The organism is Amycolatopsis sp. WAC 04182, from assembly GCF_003947465.1.
Taxonomy (GTDB): domain Bacteria; phylum Actinomycetota; class Actinomycetes; order Mycobacteriales; family Pseudonocardiaceae; genus Amycolatopsis.
Genome location: NZ_QHJJ01000003.1, coordinates 1 through 18,575, shown reverse-complemented (window position 1 = coordinate 18,575; position 18,575 = coordinate 1). Strand labels below are relative to the sequence as shown.

At 67.7% G+C, this 18,575-nt stretch carries 19 protein-coding genes; 13 read left to right on the top strand and 6 right to left on the bottom strand.

The window, feature by feature from the left end; genetic code table 11:
• The first annotated feature begins 135 nt into the window (after positions 1-135).
• From DMH01_RS43700 to DMH01_RS13860, 5 genes are read left to right on the top strand one after another with little or no spacing between them, the layout of a single operon-like run.
• Positions 136-597, top strand: a complete 462-nt coding sequence (locus tag DMH01_RS43700; protein ID WP_233621618.1) for a hypothetical protein — start codon at positions 136-138, stop codon at positions 595-597.
• Entirely contained in the window at positions 534-1,124 is a 591-nt protein-coding gene (locus DMH01_RS43695) for a hypothetical protein (protein WP_233621511.1), read from the top strand. The genes DMH01_RS43700 and DMH01_RS43695 overlap by 64 nt, the downstream gene beginning before the upstream one ends.
• 12 nt (positions 1,125-1,136) lie before the next feature.
• Positions 1,137-2,033, top strand: coding sequence for a hypothetical protein (locus DMH01_RS13870; protein WP_125676818.1), 897 nt, complete (start codon positions 1,137-1,139; stop codon positions 2,031-2,033).
• Positions 2,030-2,485, top strand: coding sequence for an ester cyclase (locus tag DMH01_RS13865; RefSeq protein ID WP_034318989.1), 456 nt, complete (start codon positions 2,030-2,032; stop codon positions 2,483-2,485). The genes DMH01_RS13870 and DMH01_RS13865 overlap by 4 nt, the downstream gene beginning before the upstream one ends.
• Before the next feature lie 50 nt (positions 2,486-2,535).
• The gene (locus tag DMH01_RS13860) at positions 2,536-3,018 is read left to right on the top strand and encodes a DUF4383 domain-containing protein (protein WP_125676817.1); all 483 of its coding nucleotides are present in this window, start codon (positions 2,536-2,538) and stop codon (positions 3,016-3,018) included.
• Between the two features lie 54 nt (positions 3,019-3,072).
• Here DMH01_RS13860 and katG read toward each other — a convergent pair whose 3' ends face one another.
• From katG to DMH01_RS13840, 4 genes are all read right to left on the bottom strand, one after another.
• Positions 3,073-5,307, bottom strand: coding sequence for a catalase/peroxidase HPI (katG, locus tag DMH01_RS13855; protein WP_125676815.1), 2,235 nt, complete (start codon positions 5,305-5,307; stop codon positions 3,073-3,075).
• 33 nt (positions 5,308-5,340) lie between these two features.
• Complete coding sequence (locus tag DMH01_RS13850) at positions 5,341-5,772, bottom strand: Fur family transcriptional regulator (protein ID WP_199745487.1); 432 nt, start codon at positions 5,770-5,772, stop codon at positions 5,341-5,343.
• A gap of 155 nt (positions 5,773-5,927) precedes the next feature.
• Complete coding sequence (hpaB, locus tag DMH01_RS13845) at positions 5,928-7,385, bottom strand: 4-hydroxyphenylacetate 3-monooxygenase, oxygenase component (RefSeq protein ID WP_125676811.1); 1,458 nt, start codon at positions 7,383-7,385, stop codon at positions 5,928-5,930.
• A gap of 33 nt (positions 7,386-7,418) precedes the next feature.
• Positions 7,419-7,952 carry a flavin reductase family protein gene (locus DMH01_RS13840; RefSeq protein WP_125676809.1) on the bottom strand — a complete coding sequence of 178 codons (534 nt, stop codon included), beginning with the start codon at positions 7,950-7,952 and terminating at the stop codon, positions 7,419-7,421.
• 59 nt (positions 7,953-8,011) lie between these two features.
• On the opposite strand from DMH01_RS13840, the gene DMH01_RS13835 reads away from it, so the two are divergent.
• Positions 8,012-8,701 (top strand): IclR family transcriptional regulator, encoded by a 690-nt coding sequence (locus DMH01_RS13835; RefSeq protein ID WP_125676807.1) that lies wholly within the window; start codon positions 8,012-8,014, stop codon positions 8,699-8,701.
• A gap of 285 nt (positions 8,702-8,986) precedes the next feature.
• On the opposite strand, the gene DMH01_RS13830 is transcribed toward DMH01_RS13835, so the two are convergent.
• A complete protein-coding gene (locus DMH01_RS13830) occupies positions 8,987-10,360 on the bottom strand; it encodes an MFS transporter (RefSeq protein ID WP_125676805.1) in 1,374 nt (457 codons plus the stop codon).
• Between the two features lie 147 nt (positions 10,361-10,507).
• On the opposite strand from DMH01_RS13830, the gene DMH01_RS13825 reads away from it, so the two are divergent.
• The 6 genes from DMH01_RS13825 to DMH01_RS13800 are packed head-to-tail and all read left to right on the top strand — an operon-like array spanning position 10,508 to position 16,834.
• Entirely contained in the window at positions 10,508-11,989 is a 1,482-nt protein-coding gene (locus tag DMH01_RS13825; RefSeq protein ID WP_125676803.1) for a fumarylacetoacetate hydrolase family protein, read from the top strand.
• Positions 11,971-12,642 carry a GntR family transcriptional regulator gene (locus DMH01_RS13820; RefSeq protein WP_125676801.1) on the top strand — a complete coding sequence of 224 codons (672 nt, stop codon included), beginning with the start codon at positions 11,971-11,973 and terminating at the stop codon, positions 12,640-12,642. Before DMH01_RS13825 ends, DMH01_RS13820 begins: the two co-directional genes overlap by 19 nt.
• Positions 12,643-12,655: 13 nt before the next feature.
• Positions 12,656-14,161, top strand: a complete 1,506-nt coding sequence (gene hpaE, locus DMH01_RS13815) for a 5-carboxymethyl-2-hydroxymuconate semialdehyde dehydrogenase (RefSeq protein ID WP_125676799.1) — start codon at positions 12,656-12,658, stop codon at positions 14,159-14,161.
• 31 nt (positions 14,162-14,192) lie between these two features.
• Positions 14,193-15,287, top strand: a complete 1,095-nt coding sequence (gene hpaD / locus DMH01_RS13810) for a 3,4-dihydroxyphenylacetate 2,3-dioxygenase (RefSeq protein WP_125676797.1) — start codon at positions 14,193-14,195, stop codon at positions 15,285-15,287.
• 9 nt (positions 15,288-15,296) lie between these two features.
• Positions 15,297-16,082, top strand: coding sequence for a 2-oxo-hept-4-ene-1,7-dioate hydratase (gene hpaH / locus DMH01_RS13805; RefSeq protein ID WP_125676796.1), 786 nt, complete (start codon positions 15,297-15,299; stop codon positions 16,080-16,082).
• Entirely contained in the window at positions 16,067-16,834 is a 768-nt protein-coding gene (locus tag DMH01_RS13800; protein WP_125676794.1) for an HpcH/HpaI aldolase/citrate lyase family protein, read from the top strand. Before hpaH ends, DMH01_RS13800 begins: the two co-directional genes overlap by 16 nt.
• Positions 16,835-17,124: 290 nt before the next feature.
• On the opposite strand, the gene DMH01_RS13795 is transcribed toward DMH01_RS13800, so the two are convergent.
• Complete coding sequence (locus DMH01_RS13795; RefSeq protein ID WP_125676792.1) at positions 17,125-18,378, bottom strand: HNH endonuclease signature motif containing protein; 1,254 nt, start codon at positions 18,376-18,378, stop codon at positions 17,125-17,127.
• A 75-nt stretch (positions 18,379-18,453) separates the two neighbouring features.
• Here DMH01_RS13795 and DMH01_RS43690 point away from each other — a divergent pair.
• The coding region (locus DMH01_RS43690; RefSeq protein WP_148106597.1) for a helix-turn-helix domain-containing protein at positions 18,454-18,575 on the top strand (122 nt) is incomplete at its 3' end.

Below are 18,575 nucleotides of genomic sequence, written 5' to 3'. Positions count from 1 at the left end.
ACAAGTAGACATCATTTGTAAATCCACCGTTGCTTCATTTCGTGAGAACCTGGCGATATCTTGTGTTCGTAAGGAAACTTACTTAACTTGTGACGACACGCCGCGACCCACTTCGTCCGCCCCGAAGGAGCGCGAATGCCCCGATCACCCCGCCGGATCCGGCCCGCCGCCGTGGCCACCGCCGCCGCGGCCCTGCTGACGCTGCCCGCCGCGACCGCCACCGCCAGCACCACGGCGAACAGCCCCTGGCCGGGCGCCTCGGCCGTCACCACCGCCGACGGTTCGAACGTCCTCGGCGGCAACATGAGCGGCCTGTCCTTCGGCAGCCCCGACGTCCTGTGGGCGGTCAAGAACGGTCCCGGCACGCTGTACCGGCTCGTACGCAACGGCACCCAATGGAAGCCGGACACCGCCAACGGCTGGTCGTCGGGCAAGCAGCTGCGCTACCGCGACGGCAAGGGCGACCCCGACGCCGAGGCCGTCGTGGCCACCCCGGACGCGACGGCGACAACAGCAAGACGAGTGCCCTCAAGGTGCTCCGGTACGACGTCTCCGGTTCGGCCAAGACCCTCAGCGCCAAGGCCGAATGGAACCTGACGGCGGACCTGCCGAAGGTTTCGGCCAACGACGGCCTCGAAGCCGTCTCGTGGATCCCGGACAGCGCCCTCACCGCCAAGGGGTTCGTGGACCAGCGCACCAAGGCGCCGTACAACCCGAGCAGCTATCCCGGCCACGGCACCGGCCTCTATCTCGTCGGCCTCGAAGGCAACGGGATGATCTACGCCTACGCGCTCGACCAGGCCGGCGGGAAGTACACCCGGGTCGCGAGTTTCGCGAGCGGGCTCGGCTCGATCATGGAACTCGAGTACGAGGCTTCGACCGGCAAGCTGTGGGCGGTCTGCGACGACACCTGCGGCGGCGACTCGACGACGCTGGCCGTCGACGCGCAGGGCAAGTTCGCCGTCACGGCCACGTATGACCGGCCGAGCGGCATGCCGGACTACAACAACGAAGGCTTCGCGATTTCGTCCACGTGCGCCTCCGGGAGCAAACAGGTCGTCTGGGCCGACGACGGGAACGAAGGCGGCCACGCGCTCCGAGCCGGCACCCTCTCCTGCGGCTGAGCGGGGCACGACATGAAATTCGCTGCTTTCGCCATTCTTCCGGCCTTCGTCGTTCCCCTGTTCCTGCCGTCCGCCGCACTGGCGGACGACGGCTGGCAGTCCATCGGCACCGGTATGACCTCCGGCGCCAGCGGTATCGCCGTCCTGGACAGGGACGACGACCGGATCGACGCACTCGTCCTGCGGGACAGCAAAAAGCCCGGCGAGAACCGGGCGGTCCGGGTCCGGCTCGACCACGGCAAGGTGTCCAAAGTGGACCCGATCGAGTGGCCAGGCGAACTCCCGGTCGACCTGGAAGCCGCCGAACCCGTGCCGGGAAGGACGGGCGAATTCGTCGCACTGGCCAGCGACGGCAAAGGCTTCCACTTCACGCTCAAGGACCGGCGGCTGAAAGTGCTCGGCACTTTCCAGGTCCCGAAAGGCGACCCGGACGACAATTACGAGGGTTTCGCACTGAAAAAGGTGCATGACCGATTGTTCGCGGTCTGGGCGGACCGCGGCCAGGACGCCCGCCCCGCCACGCTCTACTCGGCGGAGTTCTCGGTCTCGAAGCTGTCCTTCAAGAAGCCGAAGTCGCTCAAGTTCCGCGTCCCGTACCCGGCCACCCACGTCCGGCACACCTCCGACGTCGAGATCACCGCCGACGACCGCGTCCTGGTCTCGGCCGCCTCCGATCCCGGCGACGAAGGACCCTTCGATTCGGCTGTGTACGAGGCCGGTGTCCTCCGCTCCGACGGTTCGATCGCCCTCTCCCCCGTTCCGGTGCGGATCGGCGACTTCCCCGGCCACAAGATCGAGGCCATGACCTGCCTGTCGCGCTCGTGCGGCAGCCTGCTCTACGGGACCGACGACGAGGCCGCGGGCGGTAGGCTCCGGATCGCGACCAGGAGCCACCCGGAGGACCAGTGATCAGCGAAGACCTGCGCGAGCGCCGCCTCAAGATCATCGAAGAGCACATGGACACCGAGGTGGCTCACGAGTTCGACCGGACGCTGGGCACCTTCAACGGCCATCCGCACTACGAGATCATGGCGACCGGGCAGATCTTCGACGGCGACGAAGAGGTCATGGCGTACTACCGCATGACCCGGACGGCGTTCCCGGACCAGCGGCACGACAACGTCCGGTACCACTTCGCCGACGAGTCGGTCATCGTCGAATTCGACCTGCTCGGCACCAACCTCGGCGAGTTCTACGGCCGCCCGCCCACCGGCAAGGCGTTCCGGGTGCCGATCATCGCGGTGTTCTTCTTCGACGAAGACCGGATCACGAACGAGCGCATCTACTTCGACGCCGCCAGCCTGATCACCCAGGCCGGGCACGCCGAACTGCTGACCCTCCTGGCGTCCGGCGACGTCTGAACCGCCGCCGACCGAGGATTATCCCGGAGCGCCCGGGGTACTCGGCCGGCATGAAAGACGAACAGGCCGACGGCATTCGCACCCGACGGCGTCCGCCGCAAGTGGCCGCCTTGGCCGTCGGCGCCGTCTTCCTCGTGGCCGGCGTGCTCGGCTTCATCCCGGGCATCACCACCGGCTACGACGAGCTCGAATTCGCCGGGCATCACTCCGGAGCCCGCTTGTTCGGCGTCTTCGCCGTGTCGATCCTGCACAACCTGGTGCATCTGCTGTTCGGTGTGGTGGGCGTGCTCGCCGCCCGCAAACGCGCCGCTTCCCGCATCTTCCTGATGGTCGGCGGCGGGATCTACCTGCTCCTGTGGATCGTCGGCTTGGCGATCCCGCAGAGCAGCCCAGGGAATTTCCTGCCGTTCAACGTCGCCGACAACTGGCTGCATCTCGGCCTAGGCGTCGGCATGATCGCGCTGGGTCTTCTCACCACCGCGCTCGAACGCAAGGCGGGCGACTACCCGGAACCCGACATGCAGCACCAGTGAAAACGTCCGGGCCCGCCGCGAAAGCGACGGGCCCGGACGTTCGGTCGGCTAGCTTCAGACCAGGTCGTACCGGTCGAGGTTCATGACCTTGTCCCACGCCGCCACGAAGTCGCGGACGAACTTCTCCTTCGCGTCGTCGCTGGCGTAGACCTCCGCCACCGCGCGAAGCTCGGAGTTCGAGCCGAACACGAGGTCGGCACGGGTACCGGTCCACTTGACCTCGCCGGTCGCGGAGTCGCGGCCCTCGAAGGTCTCCGCCTCACTCGACGTGGCGGTCCACTGGACCCCCATGTCGAGCAGGTTCACGAAGAAGTCGTTGGTCAACGACCCCGGCTTCTCGGTGAACACGCCGTGCTTGGACTGCTGGGCGTTGGCGCCGAGGACGCGCAGGCCGCCGACGAGGACGGCCATCTCGGGCGCGCTCAGGTTCAGCAGGTTCGCGCGGTCCAGGAGCAGGTACTCCGTCGGGAGACGGTGACCCTTGCCGCGGTAGTTGCGGAACCCGTCGACGGTCGGCTCGAGCGGAGCGAACGACTCGACGTCGGTCTGCTCCTCCGTCGCGTCGGTGCGGCCCGGGGTGAACGGCACGGTGATCTCGTGGCCGCCCTCCTTCGCGGCCTGCTCGACGGCGGCGACGCCGCCCAGCACGATCAGGTCGGCGAGCGAGACCTTCTTGCCACCGGTCTGGGCGCTGTTGAACGCTTCCTGGACACCCTCGAGGGTCCGCAGCACCTGAGCCAGCGTCTGCGGGTCGTTGACCTCCCAGTCGCGCTGCGGTTCGAGGCGGATGCGGGCACCGTTCGCGCCACCGCGCTTGTCGCTGCCGCGGAAGGTCGAGGCCGAGGCCCAGGCGGTGGAGACCAGCTGCGAGACCGAAAGGCCCGAAGCGAGCAGCTTCTCCTTGAGGGAGGCGATGTCCGCGTCGTCGATCAGCTCGTGGTCGACGGCGGGCACCGGGTCCTGCCAGATCAGCGTCTCCTGCGGCACCAGCGGGCCGAGGTAGCGCTGGATCGGGCCCATGTCACGGTGGGTCAGCTTGAACCAGGCGCGGGCGAAGGCGTCCGCGAACTGGTCCGGGTTCTCGTAGAACCGGCGCGAGATCTGCTCGTAGACCGGGTCGAAACGCAGCGCCAGGTCGGTGGTGAGCATGCCGGGCGCGCGGTTGAGCTTGCCGTCCTCGGGGTCCGGCACGGTGTTCTTCGCCTTGCCGTCCTTCGGGACCCACTGGTGGGCGCCCGCCGGACTCTTGGTCAGCTCCCACTCGTACTCGAAGAGGTTGTGGAAGAACCAGTTGCTCCACTGGGTCGGGGTCGGCGTCCAGGTGACCTCGAGGCCACTGGTGATCGCGTCGCGGCCCTTACCGCTGCCGAAGGTGTTCTTCCAGCCGAGGCCCTGCTCCTCGATCGAAGCGCCTTCGGGCTCGGGGCCGACGTACTTGTCCGGGTCGGCCGCGCCGTGCGTCTTGCCGAAGCTGTGGCCGCCGGCGATCAGCGCGACGGTCTCCTCGTCGTTCATCGCCATCCGGCCGAAGGTCTCGCGGATGTCGCGGGCCGCGGCCAGCGGGTCCGGGTTGCCGTTCGGGCCTTCCGGGTTCACGTAGATGAGACCCATCTGCACGGCGGCCAGCGGGTTCTCCAGCTCGCGGTCACCGGTGTAGCGCTCGTCGCCGAGCCACGTGCGCTCGGGACCCCAGTACACGTCCTCGTCCGGCTCCCAGACGTCGGCGCGGCCACCGGCGAAGCCGAAGGTCTTGAAGCCCATGGTCTCCAGGGCGCGGTTGCCGGTGAAGATCATCAGGTCGGCCCACGAGATCTTGCGGCCGTACTTCTTCTTGACCGGCCAGAGCAGGCGGCGGGCCTTGTCCAGGTTGCCGTTGTCCGGCCAGCTGTTGAGCGGGGCGAACCGCTGCATGCCCGCGCCCGCGCCGCCGCGGCCGTCCTCGATGCGGTACGTGCCCGCGCTGTGCCACGCCATGCGGATCATGAAGCCGCCGTAGTGGCCGAAGTCCGCGGGCCACCAGTCCTGCGACGTCGTGAGGACGGCGTCGACGTCCTTGGCGAGCTCGGTGAGGTCGAGGGTCTTGAACTCGGCGGCGTAGTCGAACCCGGCGTCCATCGGGTCGGACGCGGCCGAGTGCTTCCGGAGGATCTTCAGGTTGAGCTGGTTCGGCCACCAGTCACGGTTGCCCGCACCTTCGGTGGGGTGGTTGCGGCGGCCCGACGAGACGGGGCAGCCGCCCGCGCTCTCTTCGTTCATTTCGCCGATGACGGCGTCCGGGCTGTCAGACACGGGAATCCTTCCGGGAATCAGAAACTGCAGGGCTCAGGAACGGGGTTCGATGGCACAGTCGGGACAGCGGCCCCAGTAGATGACCTCGGCCTCTTCGATCACGAAGCCTTGGTCGTTCGACGCGGTCAAACAGGGTGCGGGACCGACGGCGCAGTCGACGTCGGCGATGGCACCACAGGTCCGGCACACGACGTGGTGATGGTTGTCCCCGACCCGGGACTCGTAGCGTGCCACGGACCCCGACGGCTGGATCCGCCGAACGAGACCCGCGGCGGTCAGTGCCCGCAGCACGTCGTAAATGGCCTGGTGAGAGACCTCGCCGAGCTCCGTACGCACGGCACCGATGATCGAGTCGGTGTCGGCGTGCGGGTGGTCGCGTACCGCTGTCAGCACGGCCACCCTGGGACGCGTCACGCGCAAGGCGGCCCCGCGCAGCATCCGCTCGAAGTCCTGGGTCGTGGGCACGGGCGCAGTCTGGCCCATTTTCTGGAATGAATCAAGTTCTTGCATCCCGGGCGTGTCCCGTCCACGACGAGCCGAAGGGGACTTTCCCCGCATCGGACGCGGCGAAGGGCGCTTTCCCCCCCATCGCATGCGGGGAAAGCGCCCTTCGGCTCCGGTCACTCGTCGCGCGCCAGCAGTTCCCGGACCCGTTCCTGCAACGCTTCCCTCGGGTACGCGTTCACCTGGGCGCCCGCCATCCGCACCGGGTCGCCGAAGAAGAAGTACTCGTACAGCGACTCCCGCCCGGCGAAGCTCGAGACCGACGCGTCGAACGCCAGCTTGAACAGCCGGGCGCGGTCCTTGGCGGGCAGGGTGGCCGACTGGAGGTACGTGTCGATGTCGGGACGGCCTTCGGTCTCGAAGTCCGCTTCGCCCGGCAGGGCCATGAGCCCGGACGCGGAGAACTTGCGGATGATCTCGGTCAGCCGCGGCGAAACCTTGGTGGGGTACCAGTTCCGGGCGGCGTTGAGGACTTCCCATTTGGGCAGGAAGACGCCGTCCTCGCTCAGTTTCCCGTCGGCCTCCGCCGCGCGCAGCACCGCCTTCTCGATCTCGACGTAGGAGATCAGCTCCGACAGGTCCTGCTGGATGTGCTGGAAGCCGCCGATGCCGATCGCGGCGGCGATCTCACTGGCGAGGCCGAGGTAGAACTCCGTCTTGGCCAGCGTGCGCGTGACGACCTGGTGGGTCATGAGCGCGCCGGCGCCGGTCTCGGAGTACCAGGCGTTGCACAGTTCCGGATGCCCCAGCAGGAAGACGCGCTCGTTCGGGACGAAGACGTCGTCGAACACCACGACCGCGTCCATTTCCTCGAAGCGGGAGGCGAGCGGTTCGTCGAAGTGCGAGCGCCCATGGTCGAGTCCGGCGCGGCAGAAGTACTTCAGCCCTGGTGCGTCGTTCGGGACGGCGAAAGCGTAGGAGTACGGCGCGTCCTCCGGAGTGCCGCGCAGGACTGTCGACGGGAACACCAGGAGTTCGTCGGCGATCGGCGCGATGGTGGCGAGCATCCGCGCGCCGCGGACGACGATGCCGTCTTCTCGTTCCTCGACCACCTTCGCCGACAGGTTGCCGCCGCCCTGCTGGCTGCCCGACACCGAGCGGTTGACCTGCGGCGGGATCAGGGTGTGCGTCGCGAGGAGGTCGTTCTCACGCGCCATCTCGTAGTACTTCGCGATGCGCTCGCCGTAGACGGGATCGGCCTGGGAGAAGAACTTCTTCGCGGTCGAGAGCGCGGTGAGCGACGAGTTCATGTAGTCGCCGGTGCGGCCGAGGAAACCGTTGGAGTACTGCGCCCACACGGAGAAGGCGGCGCGGCGGCGCTTGAGGTCTTCCTCGTTGCGCGGCACCAGGAATGAGGTTCCGACCCGCTCCCCCGTGGTCGGCGATTCGTAGGTCAGGACGTCACGGTGCGCCGGGTCGTGCTGGAGGTCGAACAGCTTCGCGTAGGTCAACGCGTTGTTGCGGAAAGCCGGGTGCTCGGCGACCTTCGAGGTCACCTTCTCGCCGTCGACGTACAGCTCCGGCGTCATCGCGTTGAGCTTGTCGAGGTACTGCTGTCCGGTACGGGCTCCCATGTCGTGCTCTCCTTCTCGGGGTGGACGTCGTTGTCAGAAAAGGGATTCGTGGCCTTGCGCGGATTCGTGGATGGTCGAGAACTGCCCGTTGACGAAGCCGAGCGCGTCACCGGAGCGGTAGTCGAACTCCTGGACCTCGCCGAGGAACAGGGTGTGGTCACCGCCGTCGTAGGCGGCCCACGGCGTGCAGTCGAACCAGCTGAGGACGCCGCCGAGACGCGGCGCGTGCCCGCCTTCGACCCACGTCGGCGCGCCTTCGGGACTCGGACGGCCGGCGAAGTTCATCGCCAGCGCCTCCTGCTCGGCGCCGAGGACGTTGACCGCGAACGGGCGGCCGGCGAGCAGGTCGTGGCTTTTCACGGTGCGCTGGATCGAGACGAGGACGAGCGGCGGATCCATCGAGACCGCGGTGAAGGAGTTCACCGTCAGGCCGTGCCGTTTCGTCGCGGCGTCGAAGGTCACCACCGCGACACCCGTCGCGAACCGGCCGAGACAGCCGCGGAAGAACTGCGCAGGCGGCCGATACAGGCTCGAACCCGGCGAGAAACTGGTTTCGCGTGACATCATCGTCTGTTCCTGTTCTATAATCGAACAGCCAGTTCAACTATCGAAATGGATCGTATACGATGGTTTCGGAGTCCCGCAAGACCGCGAGCACGTCCCAGACGCTCAGCCGCGGCATCCGCGTGCTCGAAGTCCTTGCCGACGCCCAAGAACCGCTCAGTGTCGACCGGATCGCCGAACGGCTCGGCGTGCACCGGTCGATCGCGTACCGGCTCATCCGCACTCTCGAAGAGCACGGGCTTCTCACGCGGGAACCCGCCGGGAAATACGAGCTCGGCGCCCGGCTGGCCGCGCTCGCGGCGGGAATCAAACACGATCTGCAGGCCGCGGCCTTGCCCGAACTGACCGCGGTCGCGAACGAACTCGGCATGACGTGCTTCGTGGCGGTGATGGACCGCGAGGAATGCGTGACCCTGGTCAGCGTCGAACCCCGGCACGCCGTCGCGTCCGTCGCGCAGCGCCCGGGGTCCAGGCATCCGTTCACCGCGGGCGCTCCCGGCCGCGCGATCCTTTCCCAGCTGCCGCCGGAAGACCGGCCCGTGGAAGTACAGGAAGTGGCCGCCCGCGGCTACGCGGACAGCCATGGTGAAGTGATCGAGAATCTCAGCTCGGTGGCCGTGCCGCTCTCCTTGCGCGGCCACGCCCCCGCGGCGCTCGCGGTCGTCTACCTGTCCAGCACGCGAACCCCGGCCGAGCTCGCGGAGCGGCTCAAGGCGGCGGCGAAGGCCGTCCGCGACGCACTCGGCGGATGAGCGTCACGGACGGCGGGGGCGAGCTCTGCTCACAGTGTCCACAAGAGGCCGGGACTTTGCGATGAAGACCTCTTCGCTGGGGCGAGGCAGAGAGAGGCGGCCTTCGTGACGGGATGCCGGAGTGGCCACGGGAGTCAGCCGCAGCATGAGTGTCCATAAGGGACACTCACGTGCGTCGAAATGCCTGTTTAGTGTCTAAAGTCCAATTTTCGAAGAGGGTCGTGAGTGGCAATGACGGTTAGAACGCTCATTACCACTCACGACCCCGTATCTCGAAAGGCCTGATCACTTACCGAACCGCAGCGGGCTGACCGCCTGCTCGGCTTCGTGATCCGGCCCGAGCGGGATTCCCGACCGGTCACGCAGCAGCAAGGTGGCGATGAGCCCGACGACGGTCATCCCGGCCAAATAGACGGCCACGGACACCGAAGTGCCGGTCGCGTCGACCAGCGCTGTGGCGATCGTCGGTGCGAACGCACCACCGAGGATCGCGCCGAGCGCGTACGAGATCGAAACGCCGGAGAACCGGATCGACGCGGGGAACAGCTCGGCGTAGAACGCCGCCTGCTGGCCGTAGGTGAAGCCGAGCCCGACGCTGAGAATGATCAGCCCCAGCGCCAGCAACACGATGTTCCCGGTGTCCACCAAGGGAAAGAGCAGCGCGACGCCGGCGAGCTGCGCGATCCAGCCGACCACGTAGGTGCGCCGCCTGCCGATCCGGTCGGACACCGCGCCCGCCGCCCACGTCGAGAGCAGCCAGGTCGCCGCCGACGCGGTCACCGCCCACAGCACCGGGCCGCGTTCGAGGCCGATCGGGCCCTTCGGGTTGGTCGCGTAGTTCTGGATGTATCCGCCGGTGGTCATGTAGCCGACGGCGTTGTTGCCCGCGAACACCAGCGCGGCCACCAGGACGAGCACGGCGTGCTTGCGGAACAGCTGGATGATCGGGGTCCGGGTCTGCTCACGCCGTTCCGCGATCTCGCGGAAGACCGGGCTCTCCTCGACGCGGCGCCGCACGTAGTGGCCGACGAGGATGAGCCCGACACTGAGCAGGAACGGGATGCGCCAGCCCCAGTCGAGGAACGCCTGACCGGGCACGAGCAGGCTGGTCAGCGCGAGGACACCGGAGGCGAGCAGCAGCCCGAGCGGGACGCCGATCTGAGGCGAGGCGCCGAAGAGTCCCCTGCGCTTCGACGGCGCGTGCTCGACGGCCATCAGCACAGCGCCGCCCCATTCACCGCCCGCCGAAACACCCTGCAGGATCCGCAGCAGGATCAGCAGTACCGGCGCGAGGACACCGATCTGGTCGAACGTGGGGAGCACGCCGATCAGTGTGGTCGCGGCGCCCATCAGGATCAGGGTGAGCACCAGGACCACCCGGCGGCCGTACTTGTCGCCGAAGTGCCCGGCGAGGAACGCCCCGAGCGGACGGAACAGGAAGCTCACGCCCACCGTGGCGAAGGAGACGAGCGTGCTGTTGGCACCGAGGCCGGAGAAGAACAGCTTGCCGAAGACGAGGCCGGCGGCGGACGCGTAAACGAAGAAGTCGTACCACTCGACCGTGGTGCCGACGACGGTCGCGAACGCGACCCGGCGCCGATCGGAAGACGGTGGGGCGGTCCGGCCGGGCGTGCGTTCATCCTGCGCTGGATTCGACACCTTGACTCCTTTGACATAGGCCTGACGCGAGTGGCGGCCCGCAGGGATCCCGGCGAGGCGAAGGCCACTCGGTGACCGCCTTGCCACTGTGGCACGGAATCATATACGTTATTAGATACGAAGCAAGGGTCGAGGATTCAGGGGAACATGGGCACTTACGAGACACCAGCGCCTTCCGGCCGCGCGTCCGGTCCGCATGCCACCCGGCCGGGCAAGATCATCGCCGTCCACCTCAGCTACGCGTCCCGCGCCGAGCAGCGCGGGCGACGTCCGGCGAACCCGTCGTACTTCTTCAAGCCGTCGAGCTCGATCGGCACGTCCGGCGGCACGGTCGAACGTCCCGCGGGCACCGAACTGCTCGCCTTCGAAGGCGAGATCGCGCTGGTCATCGGCACCACGGCCCGGTGGGTCAAACCGGACAAGGCATGGGACCACGTCGCCGCGGTCACCGCCGCGAACGACTTCGGCCTCTACGACCTGCGCACCGCGGACAAGGGCTCCAACGTCCGGTCCAAGGGCGGTGACGGCTACACCCCGCTCGGCCCCGGCCTCATCGACGCACGCGACGTCGACCCCTCGTCGCTGCGCGTCCGCACCTGGGTGAACGGCGACCTGGTGCAGGAGGACACCACGGCCGGACTGCTGTTCCCCCTGCGGCAGTTCGTTTCCGACCTCTCCCAGCACTTCACGCTCGAACCGGGCGACGTCATCCTCACCGGGACCCCGGCCGGGTCGACGGTGGTCTCCCCCGGCGACGTCGTGGTGGTCGAAGTGGACGTTCCCGGCACCTCGGTCAGCAGCGGACGGCTCCACACCACCGTCACCCAGGGAATCCGGTCCTTTTCGGACATCGGCAGCCTGCCCGAGGTCGACGACAAGCAGCGTGCCGAAGCTTGGGGAACTCCCGCCGAGGCGGTCGAAGAGAACTCGCCCACGCTCAGCGAGGAACTGCGCGCCAAGCTTCTTCGTGCGCCTGTCGCGGGCTTGTCCGCCCAGCTGCGCAAACGCGGGCTGAACAACGTCGCGATCGACGGCGTGCGTCCCAATCTGCCCGGCTCGAAGGTCGTCGGCACGGCGAGGACCTTGCGCTTCGTCCCGAACCGCGAGGATCTGTTCAAGTCCCACGGCGGCGGCTATAACGCGCAGAAGCGCCTGTTCGACTCGGTCGGCGCCGGCGAGGTGATCGTCATCGAAGCCCGCGGTGACAAGGGTTCCGGGACGCTCGGCGACATCCTGGCGCTGCGTGCGCGTTACCTCGGCGCGGCCGGCGTGATCACCGACGGCGGAGTCCGCGACTTCGAAGCCGTCGCCGCGACCGGGCTCCCCGTGTTCTCGCAGGGCCCGCATCCGGCGGTCCTCGGCCGCAAACACGTGCCGTGGGACACCGACGTCGCGGTCGCCTGCGGCGGGGCCACCGTGCTGCCCGGCGACGTCATCGTCGGCGACGACGACGGCGTGGTCGTCATCCCGCCGGCGCTGGCCGAGGAGATCGTCGACGCGACGCTCGTCCAGGAAGACGAGGACGCGTGGATCGCCGAGCAGGTCGGACAGGGCCGCCCGATCGAGGGGCTCTTCCCGCTGAACCCGTTGTGGCGGGAAAGGTATGAGGCATGGCAGAAGAAGCAGTGAAGACGACCAGCAAATCCGAACTCGCCTACGAATGGCTGCGTGAGCGGATCGCCCGGCACGAGTACGGACCTGGCTACCGGCTCGTTCTCGCCGAGATCGCCGGCGCGCTCGACATGAGCGTCGTCCCGGTGCGCGAGGCAATCCGGCGGCTGGAGGCCGAACGGCTGGTGACCTTCGAGCGCAACGTCGGCGCGCGGGTGGCGATGGTGGACCAGAACGAGTACGTCCACGCCATGCAGACCCTCGGCGTCGTCGAAGGCGTCGCGACCGCGTTGTCCGCGCCGCAACTGTCCGAAGAGAACATCGCGCGGGCGCGGCGGGTGAACGAGCGCATGATCGCGCTGCTGGACCACTTCGACGCGCACGAGTTCACCGCGCTGAACCAGCAGTTCCACTCGCTGCTCTTCGAATGCTGCCCCAACCCGCAGATCCTCGACCTCGTGCACCAGGGCTGGACCCGGCTGTCCGGGCTGCGTGACTCCACGTTCGCGTTCGTCCCCGACCGCGCGCACCGGTCGGTCGAGGAACACGAAGAGATCCTCCGGCTGATCACCGAGAAGGCCGACCCGCTCGACATCGAATTCGCCGCGCGCAATCACCGCTGGGCCACCATGCAGGCCTTTTTGGACGCTCGAGAGCGCGCGAACCGCTGACTGAGGAGGAATCTTGACCAGCACGACTCCCCGGCCGATCCCGGACGGTGTCCCGGAGCGGATCCGGCACTACATCGGCGGCGAACTCGCCGATTCGGCCGACGGCGCCGTCTTCGACGTGATCGACCCGGTCACCAACGAGGTCTACGTCCAGGCCGCCGCGGGGAAGAAGGCCGACATCGATCGCGCCGTCGCCGCCGCACGGAAGGCGTTCACCGAGGGGCCTTGGCCGAAGCTGCTGCCGCGCGAGCGGTCGCGGGTGCTGAACCGCATCGCCGATCTCGTCGAATCGCGGGACAAGCGGCTGGCCGCGCTGGAGAGCTTCGACTCGGGTCTGCCGATCTCGCAGGCGCTCGGCCAGGCGCGCCGGGCGGCGGAGAACTTCCGGTTCTTCGCCGACCTGATCGTCGCGCAGGCCGACGACACCTACAAGGTGCCCGGCCGCCAGATCAACTACGTCAACCGCAAGCCGATCGGCGTCGCCGGGCTGATCACGCCGTGGAATACGCCGTTCATGCTGGAGTCGTGGAAACTCGCACCCGCGCTCGCGACCGGCAACACCGTCGTGCTCAAGCCCGCCGAGTTCACCCCGCTCTCCGCGTCGCTCTGGGCGGAGATCTTCGAGGAGGCCGGGCTGCCGCCGGGCGTGTTCAACCTCGTCAACGGCTTCGGTGAAGACGCCGGCGACGCGCTGGTGAAGCACCCGGACGTCCCGCTGATCTCGTTCACCGGCGAGAGCCGCACCGGCAGCCTGATCTTCGGCAACGCCGCGCCCTTCCTCAAAGGACTGTCGATGGAACTGGGCGGCAAATCGCCCGCCATCGTCTTCGCCGACGCCGATCTGGAGACCGCGATCGACGCGACGATCTTCGGCGTGTTCTCGCTCAACGGCGAACGCTGCACCGCGGGCAGCCGGATCCTGGTCGAGCGCGCGATCTACGACGAGTTCGTCGAGCGTTATGCCGCGCAGGCCAAGCGGGTCAAGGTGGGCGACCCGAGCGACCCCGCGACCGAGGTCGGCGCGCTGGTGCACCCCGAGCACTACGACAAGGTCATGAAGTACATCGAGATCGGCAAGACCGAGGGCAGGCTGGTCGCCGGCGGCGGCCGCCCGGACGGCTTCCCGACCGGGAACTACGTGGCGCCGACGGTGTTCGCCGACGTCAAACCGGACGCCCGGATCTTCCAGGAGGAGATCTTCGGCCCGGTCGTCGCGATCACGCCGTTCGACGGCGAAGACGAAGCACTGGCGCTGGCGAACAACACGAAGTACGGGCTCGCGGCCTACATCTGGACCAACGATCTCAAGCGGGCGCACAACTTCGCGCAGTCCGTCGAAGCGGGCATGGTCTGGCTCAACTCGAACAACGTCCGTGACCTGCGCACGCCTTTCGGCGGAGTGAAGGCGTCCGGGCTGGGACACGAGGGCGGCTACCGCTCGATCGACTTCTACACCGACCAGCAGGCGGTGCACATCAATCTCGGCGAGGTGCACAACCCCGCCTTCGGCAAGGGCTGACCCCGACCCTCCGTCCACAAAGGATGACGCAATGAAGCCGATCCCCACCCCGAAATCGCCGCCGCCGGACGTCCTGCGCTGCGCGTACATGGAACTCGTCGTCACCGATCTGGCGCGTTCGCGCGCGTTCTACGCCGACGTCCTCGGACTGACGGTGACCGAAGAGGACGAGACCACGGTCAGCCTCCGCACGATCGACGAGTTCATCCACCACAACCTCGTGCTGCGCCAGGGACCGGTCGCCGCGGTCGCGGCGTTCTCGTACCGGGTGCGGTCGCCGGAGGACCTGGACAAGGCCGTCGCGTTCTACACGGAGCTGGGCTGCCGGGTCGAGCGCAACGAGAACGGGTTCACCCAAGGCATCGGCGACTCGGTGCGAGTGCAGGACCCTCTCGGCTTCCCGCTCGAGTTCTTCCACGACGTCCAGCACGTCGACAGACTCAGCTGGCGCTACGACCTGCACGTCCCGGGCGCGCTGGTCCGGCTCGACCACTTCAACCAGGTCACGCCCGACGTCCCGCTCGCGGTGAAGCACATGGAAGACCTCAACTTCCGGGTCACCGAAGACATCCAGGACGACCAGGGCGTCACGTACGCGGCCTGGATGCGCCGCAAGCCGACCGTGCACGACACCGCGATGACCGGCGGCGACGGGCCGCGGATGCACCACGTCGCCTTCGCCACGCACGAGAAGCACAACATCCTGTCCATTTGCGACAAACTCGGCTCGCTGCGGATGTCGGACCACATCGAACGCGGCCCTGGCAGGCACGGCGTATCCAACGCGTTCTACCTGTACCTGCGCGACCCGGACGGGCACCGCGTCGAGATCTACACGCAGGACTACTACACCGGCGACCCCGACAACCCGGTGGTGACCTGGGACGTGCACGACAACCAGCGCCGCGACTGGTGGGGCACGCCGGTGGTCCCGTCCTGGTACACCGACGCCTCCCTCGTGCTCGACCTCGACGGCAAGCCGCAGCCGGTGGCCGCGCGGACCGAAGAGAGCGAACTGGAGGTCACCATCGGTGCCGACGGCTTCTCCTACACCCGCAAGGGTGTAGGAGAAGCCGAACTGCCGGCCTGGAAACAGGGCGAGTACAAACTCGGCAACCAGCTCTGAGGCGGGGACATGCTCGAACAGGAAACGATCACCGCGATCGCCGACGAACTGGCGGCCGCGGAGGAGGCCCGGGAGACGATCCCGCTGCTGACGGCGCGCTATCCGGGCATGACCGTCGAGGACTCGTACGCCGTGCAGAACGAATGGCGGCGCCGGGGTATCGCGGCGGGACGGCGTCCGGTCGGCCGGAAGATCGGGCTCACGTCGAAGGTCATGCAGGCCGCCACCGGGATCACCGAACCCGACTACGGCGCCATCTTCGCGGACATGGTGTTCGAGAACGGTTCCGTGATCCAGCACAGCCGGTTCTCGAACGTGCGCATCGAGGTCGAACTGGCCTTCGTGCTCCGTGATCCCCTCGCCGGACCGGGCACCACGGTGTTCGACGTCCTTCGCGCGACCGAGTACGTCGTACCCGCGCTGGAGATCCTGTCGTCCCGGATCGAAATGGCCGGCCGGACCATCGTCGACACGATCAGCGACAACGCGGCCATGGGCGGGATGGTCTACGGCGGCAACCCGGTCGCGGTGGACGCCGTCGACCTGCGCTGGGTTTCGGCGCTGTTGTACCGCAATGAAACCATCGAAGAATCCGGCGTCGCCGCCGCGGTGCTGAACCACCCCGCGAACGGCGTCGCCTGGCTGGCGAACAAACTCGCCCAGCACGGTGACCAGCTTGATCCGGGCGACATCGTGCTGGCCGGGTCGTTCACGCGGCCGATGTGGGTGCACCCCGGCGACACCGTGACCGCCGATTACCGCGACCTGGGAGCGATCACATGCCGCTTCGTCTAGCCCCGCCGTTCCGGGATCGGTTGGGCGAGCGGCCGCTGATCGGCATGTGGGTCACGTCGGGCAGCCCGGTCGTCGCGGAGATCTGCGCGGGTTCCGGGCTCGACTGGCTGCTCGTCGACACCGAGCACTCCCCCGCCGGGCTCGAGACGGTGCAGTCGTTGCTGCAGACGATCGTCGCGTATCCGATCACACCGATGGTGCGCGCGCCGTCCGGCGACGCGGTCGCGCTGAAGCAACTACTCGACCTGGGCGCGCAGAACCTGCTGGTGCCCATGGTCGACAGCGCGGCAGAGGCGGAAGCCGTGGTGCGGGCCGTCCGCTATCCGCCGCGCGGCGTGCGCGGTGTCGGCAGCGCCCTGTCGCGGTCGGCGCGCTGGAACCGGGTCGAGGACTATCTCGCGAAGGCCGAGGAGTTCACGTCGCTGTTCGTCCAGATCGAGTCGACGACGGGAGTCTCGGCCGCTGCCGAGATCGCCGCTGTAGATGGCGTCGACGGGGTGTTCGTCGGGCCGTCCGACCTGGCCGCCTCGATGGGCCTGCTCGGGCAGCAGACGCACCCTGACGTCACGGCGGCGGTCTTGAGCACCTTCGAGGCTGTCCTTGCTCAGGGAAAACCGGTGGGAGTCAACGCTTTCGACCCCGCACAGGCCCAGCGCTATCTCGACGCCGGTGCTTCGTTCGTCCTGGTCGGCGCCGACGTCTCTCTGCTCGCTCAAGGTTCGGAGGCGCTCGCGCGGCGGCATCAGGCTTGAGGTCTTGGCATGCTCCCGTGGCTGCTCGCCCCCCTGCGCTGGCAGGTGGAACGCGACCTCACGCACGAAGGGTTCGGGGCGCGCACTCGGGTGGTGAGCTGGTGGGATTCCGCGACTTGAGTCTGTGCTTCTTCTTGTGCTCAGGGCGTGGGGTCTTTGGTCGAGTAGGAGCGGCGCGGCGAGCTGTGAAGGCCTCCTTGCCTACTCTCAGGGTAGGTAAGGAGGCCTTCACGGAGCGCGGGGCATGGCGAGGGGCCCGTCGCCGGTGTGGCCGACGGGCTCCTCGGTGGTCAGACGTGATGGAGAGTGTTGCGGCGAGGCTGTCGGAGCGGGTCTCGGTATTGCGGTGGGATGAACTCCGGTAACCCATCGGCCGCCATCCGCACTTCCCAGTCGCCGTGATGAATCAACCGATGGTGAAAACCGCATACCAGCACCAGATTCCGGAGATCCGTCGGGCCGCCGTCTGCCCAGTGATGAATGTGGTGAGCGTGGCAGTTCTTGGGTTTGCGATGACAGCCCGGGAACGCGCAGCCCCCGTCCCGGATGTTCAACGCACGCCGCTGGCCGGGGGTGACGAATCGCCGCAGCCGCCCCACATCCAAGGGCTCACCCGCAGCGCTCATCACGACCGGCAACATCAGACAGTCGCAGGCCGCCAGCCGGGCTTCCCGGGCGGTCATCGTCCCAACGAAATCCAAGCACGCGGTCCCCAGACCCGACTTGAGTTCGTCGAGGCCGATGGTGACATGCAGCAAGGTGCGGTAGCCGCTGGTGCCCGGCTGATCCGGGCACGCGATCGCCAGATCCAGGATGTCGACCCACGCATCACCCATGCGCTCGCACTTCATCCGCAAATCCGCCTGCCCGAACTCGTCCACCGGCCGCGGCCGGGCATACGCCTCCAACGCGGCAGCCGTCCGGGCCCCGGTCTCGTCATCAAGCAGACCGGTCAGCTTCCAGAACCCATCCTTACGCCGCTCCAGCGTGATCTCCCGGCGCGGCTCCTTGGGTTCCGGGTCTTTCGGCTCGTTCCCGTCGGGGTCCAGCAGCGCGAGGAGGTTCGCTTCAGCGTCCGCGAGTTGCCGGGGACCGGCGTCGCGGGCGAGGGTCGCGAGGATCTTCTCGGCATTCGCCCGATCCTCGGTAGAGGTGTCGGCCGGGAGTCTCTTCAAGAACTCCAGGATCTGATCGATCCGCTCATCCCCGACCAACCCCTCCGCCGCCACCGCGGCAGTAACCGGTGCCACAGCAGAAACCTCGGTGCCATCCAAAGCACGCGTCGGGTTCAACGCGATCGCCCGGTTCACCACCGCACGCGCCTCACCGACCGACAACCCCGCGATATCGGCGAACCACTTATCCGTACGGCCATACCCGTACAAGTCCTTGACACCCCGAGACTCGATCTCCGCCAAAAACCGCCCCAACCCGGCGGTCGCCATCCGAATCACCTGCAAAGACTGCTGCACACCATGCGCAAGCTCCAGCTTGCCAGCACGCCACAACTCCTGCGGCAACTCAGGAAGGAAAGTCTCGGACACCCCTCAAGCTCGGGCTCAGATGGTCAGTGCACCGGCCGGGGATAATGATCGTTCTGGGTAGCGAGGGGGTGTTTCGTGTCGCGTGGTGTGCCGTTGCGTTCGGTGGAGCGTGAGTTGATCGCGTTCGGGTTGAGGCAGGGGAAGTCGTTTCGGGAGATTGGGGCCTGGATTGGGCGGGATCATTCGGTGGTGTCCCG

Coding starts and splice junctions, on each gene's coding strand:
- DMH01_RS13825 (WP_125676803.1), top strand. CDS start 10,508: ATGGGCACTTACGAGACACCAGCGCCTTCCGGCCGCGCGTCCGGTCCG.
- DMH01_RS13835 (WP_125676807.1), top strand. CDS start 8,012: ATGGTTTCGGAGTCCCGCAAGACCGCGAGCACGTCCCAGACGCTCAGC.
- DMH01_RS13860 (WP_125676817.1), top strand. CDS start 2,536: ATGAAAGACGAACAGGCCGACGGCATTCGCACCCGACGGCGTCCGCCG.
- DMH01_RS43700 (WP_233621618.1), top strand. CDS start 136: ATGCCCCGATCACCCCGCCGGATCCGGCCCGCCGCCGTGGCCACCGCC.
- DMH01_RS13820 (WP_125676801.1), top strand. CDS start 11,971: ATGGCAGAAGAAGCAGTGAAGACGACCAGCAAATCCGAACTCGCCTAC.
- hpaD (WP_125676797.1), top strand. CDS start 14,193: ATGAAGCCGATCCCCACCCCGAAATCGCCGCCGCCGGACGTCCTGCGC.
- hpaH (WP_125676796.1), top strand. CDS start 15,297: ATGCTCGAACAGGAAACGATCACCGCGATCGCCGACGAACTGGCGGCC.
- DMH01_RS13870 (WP_125676818.1), top strand. CDS start 1,137: ATGAAATTCGCTGCTTTCGCCATTCTTCCGGCCTTCGTCGTTCCCCTG.
- DMH01_RS13840 (WP_125676809.1), bottom strand. CDS start 7,952: ATGATGTCACGCGAAACCAGTTTCTCGCCGGGTTCGAGCCTGTATCGG.
- DMH01_RS13800 (WP_125676794.1), top strand. CDS start 16,067: ATGCCGCTTCGTCTAGCCCCGCCGTTCCGGGATCGGTTGGGCGAGCGG.
- hpaB (WP_125676811.1), bottom strand. CDS start 7,385: ATGGGAGCCCGTACCGGACAGCAGTACCTCGACAAGCTCAACGCGATG.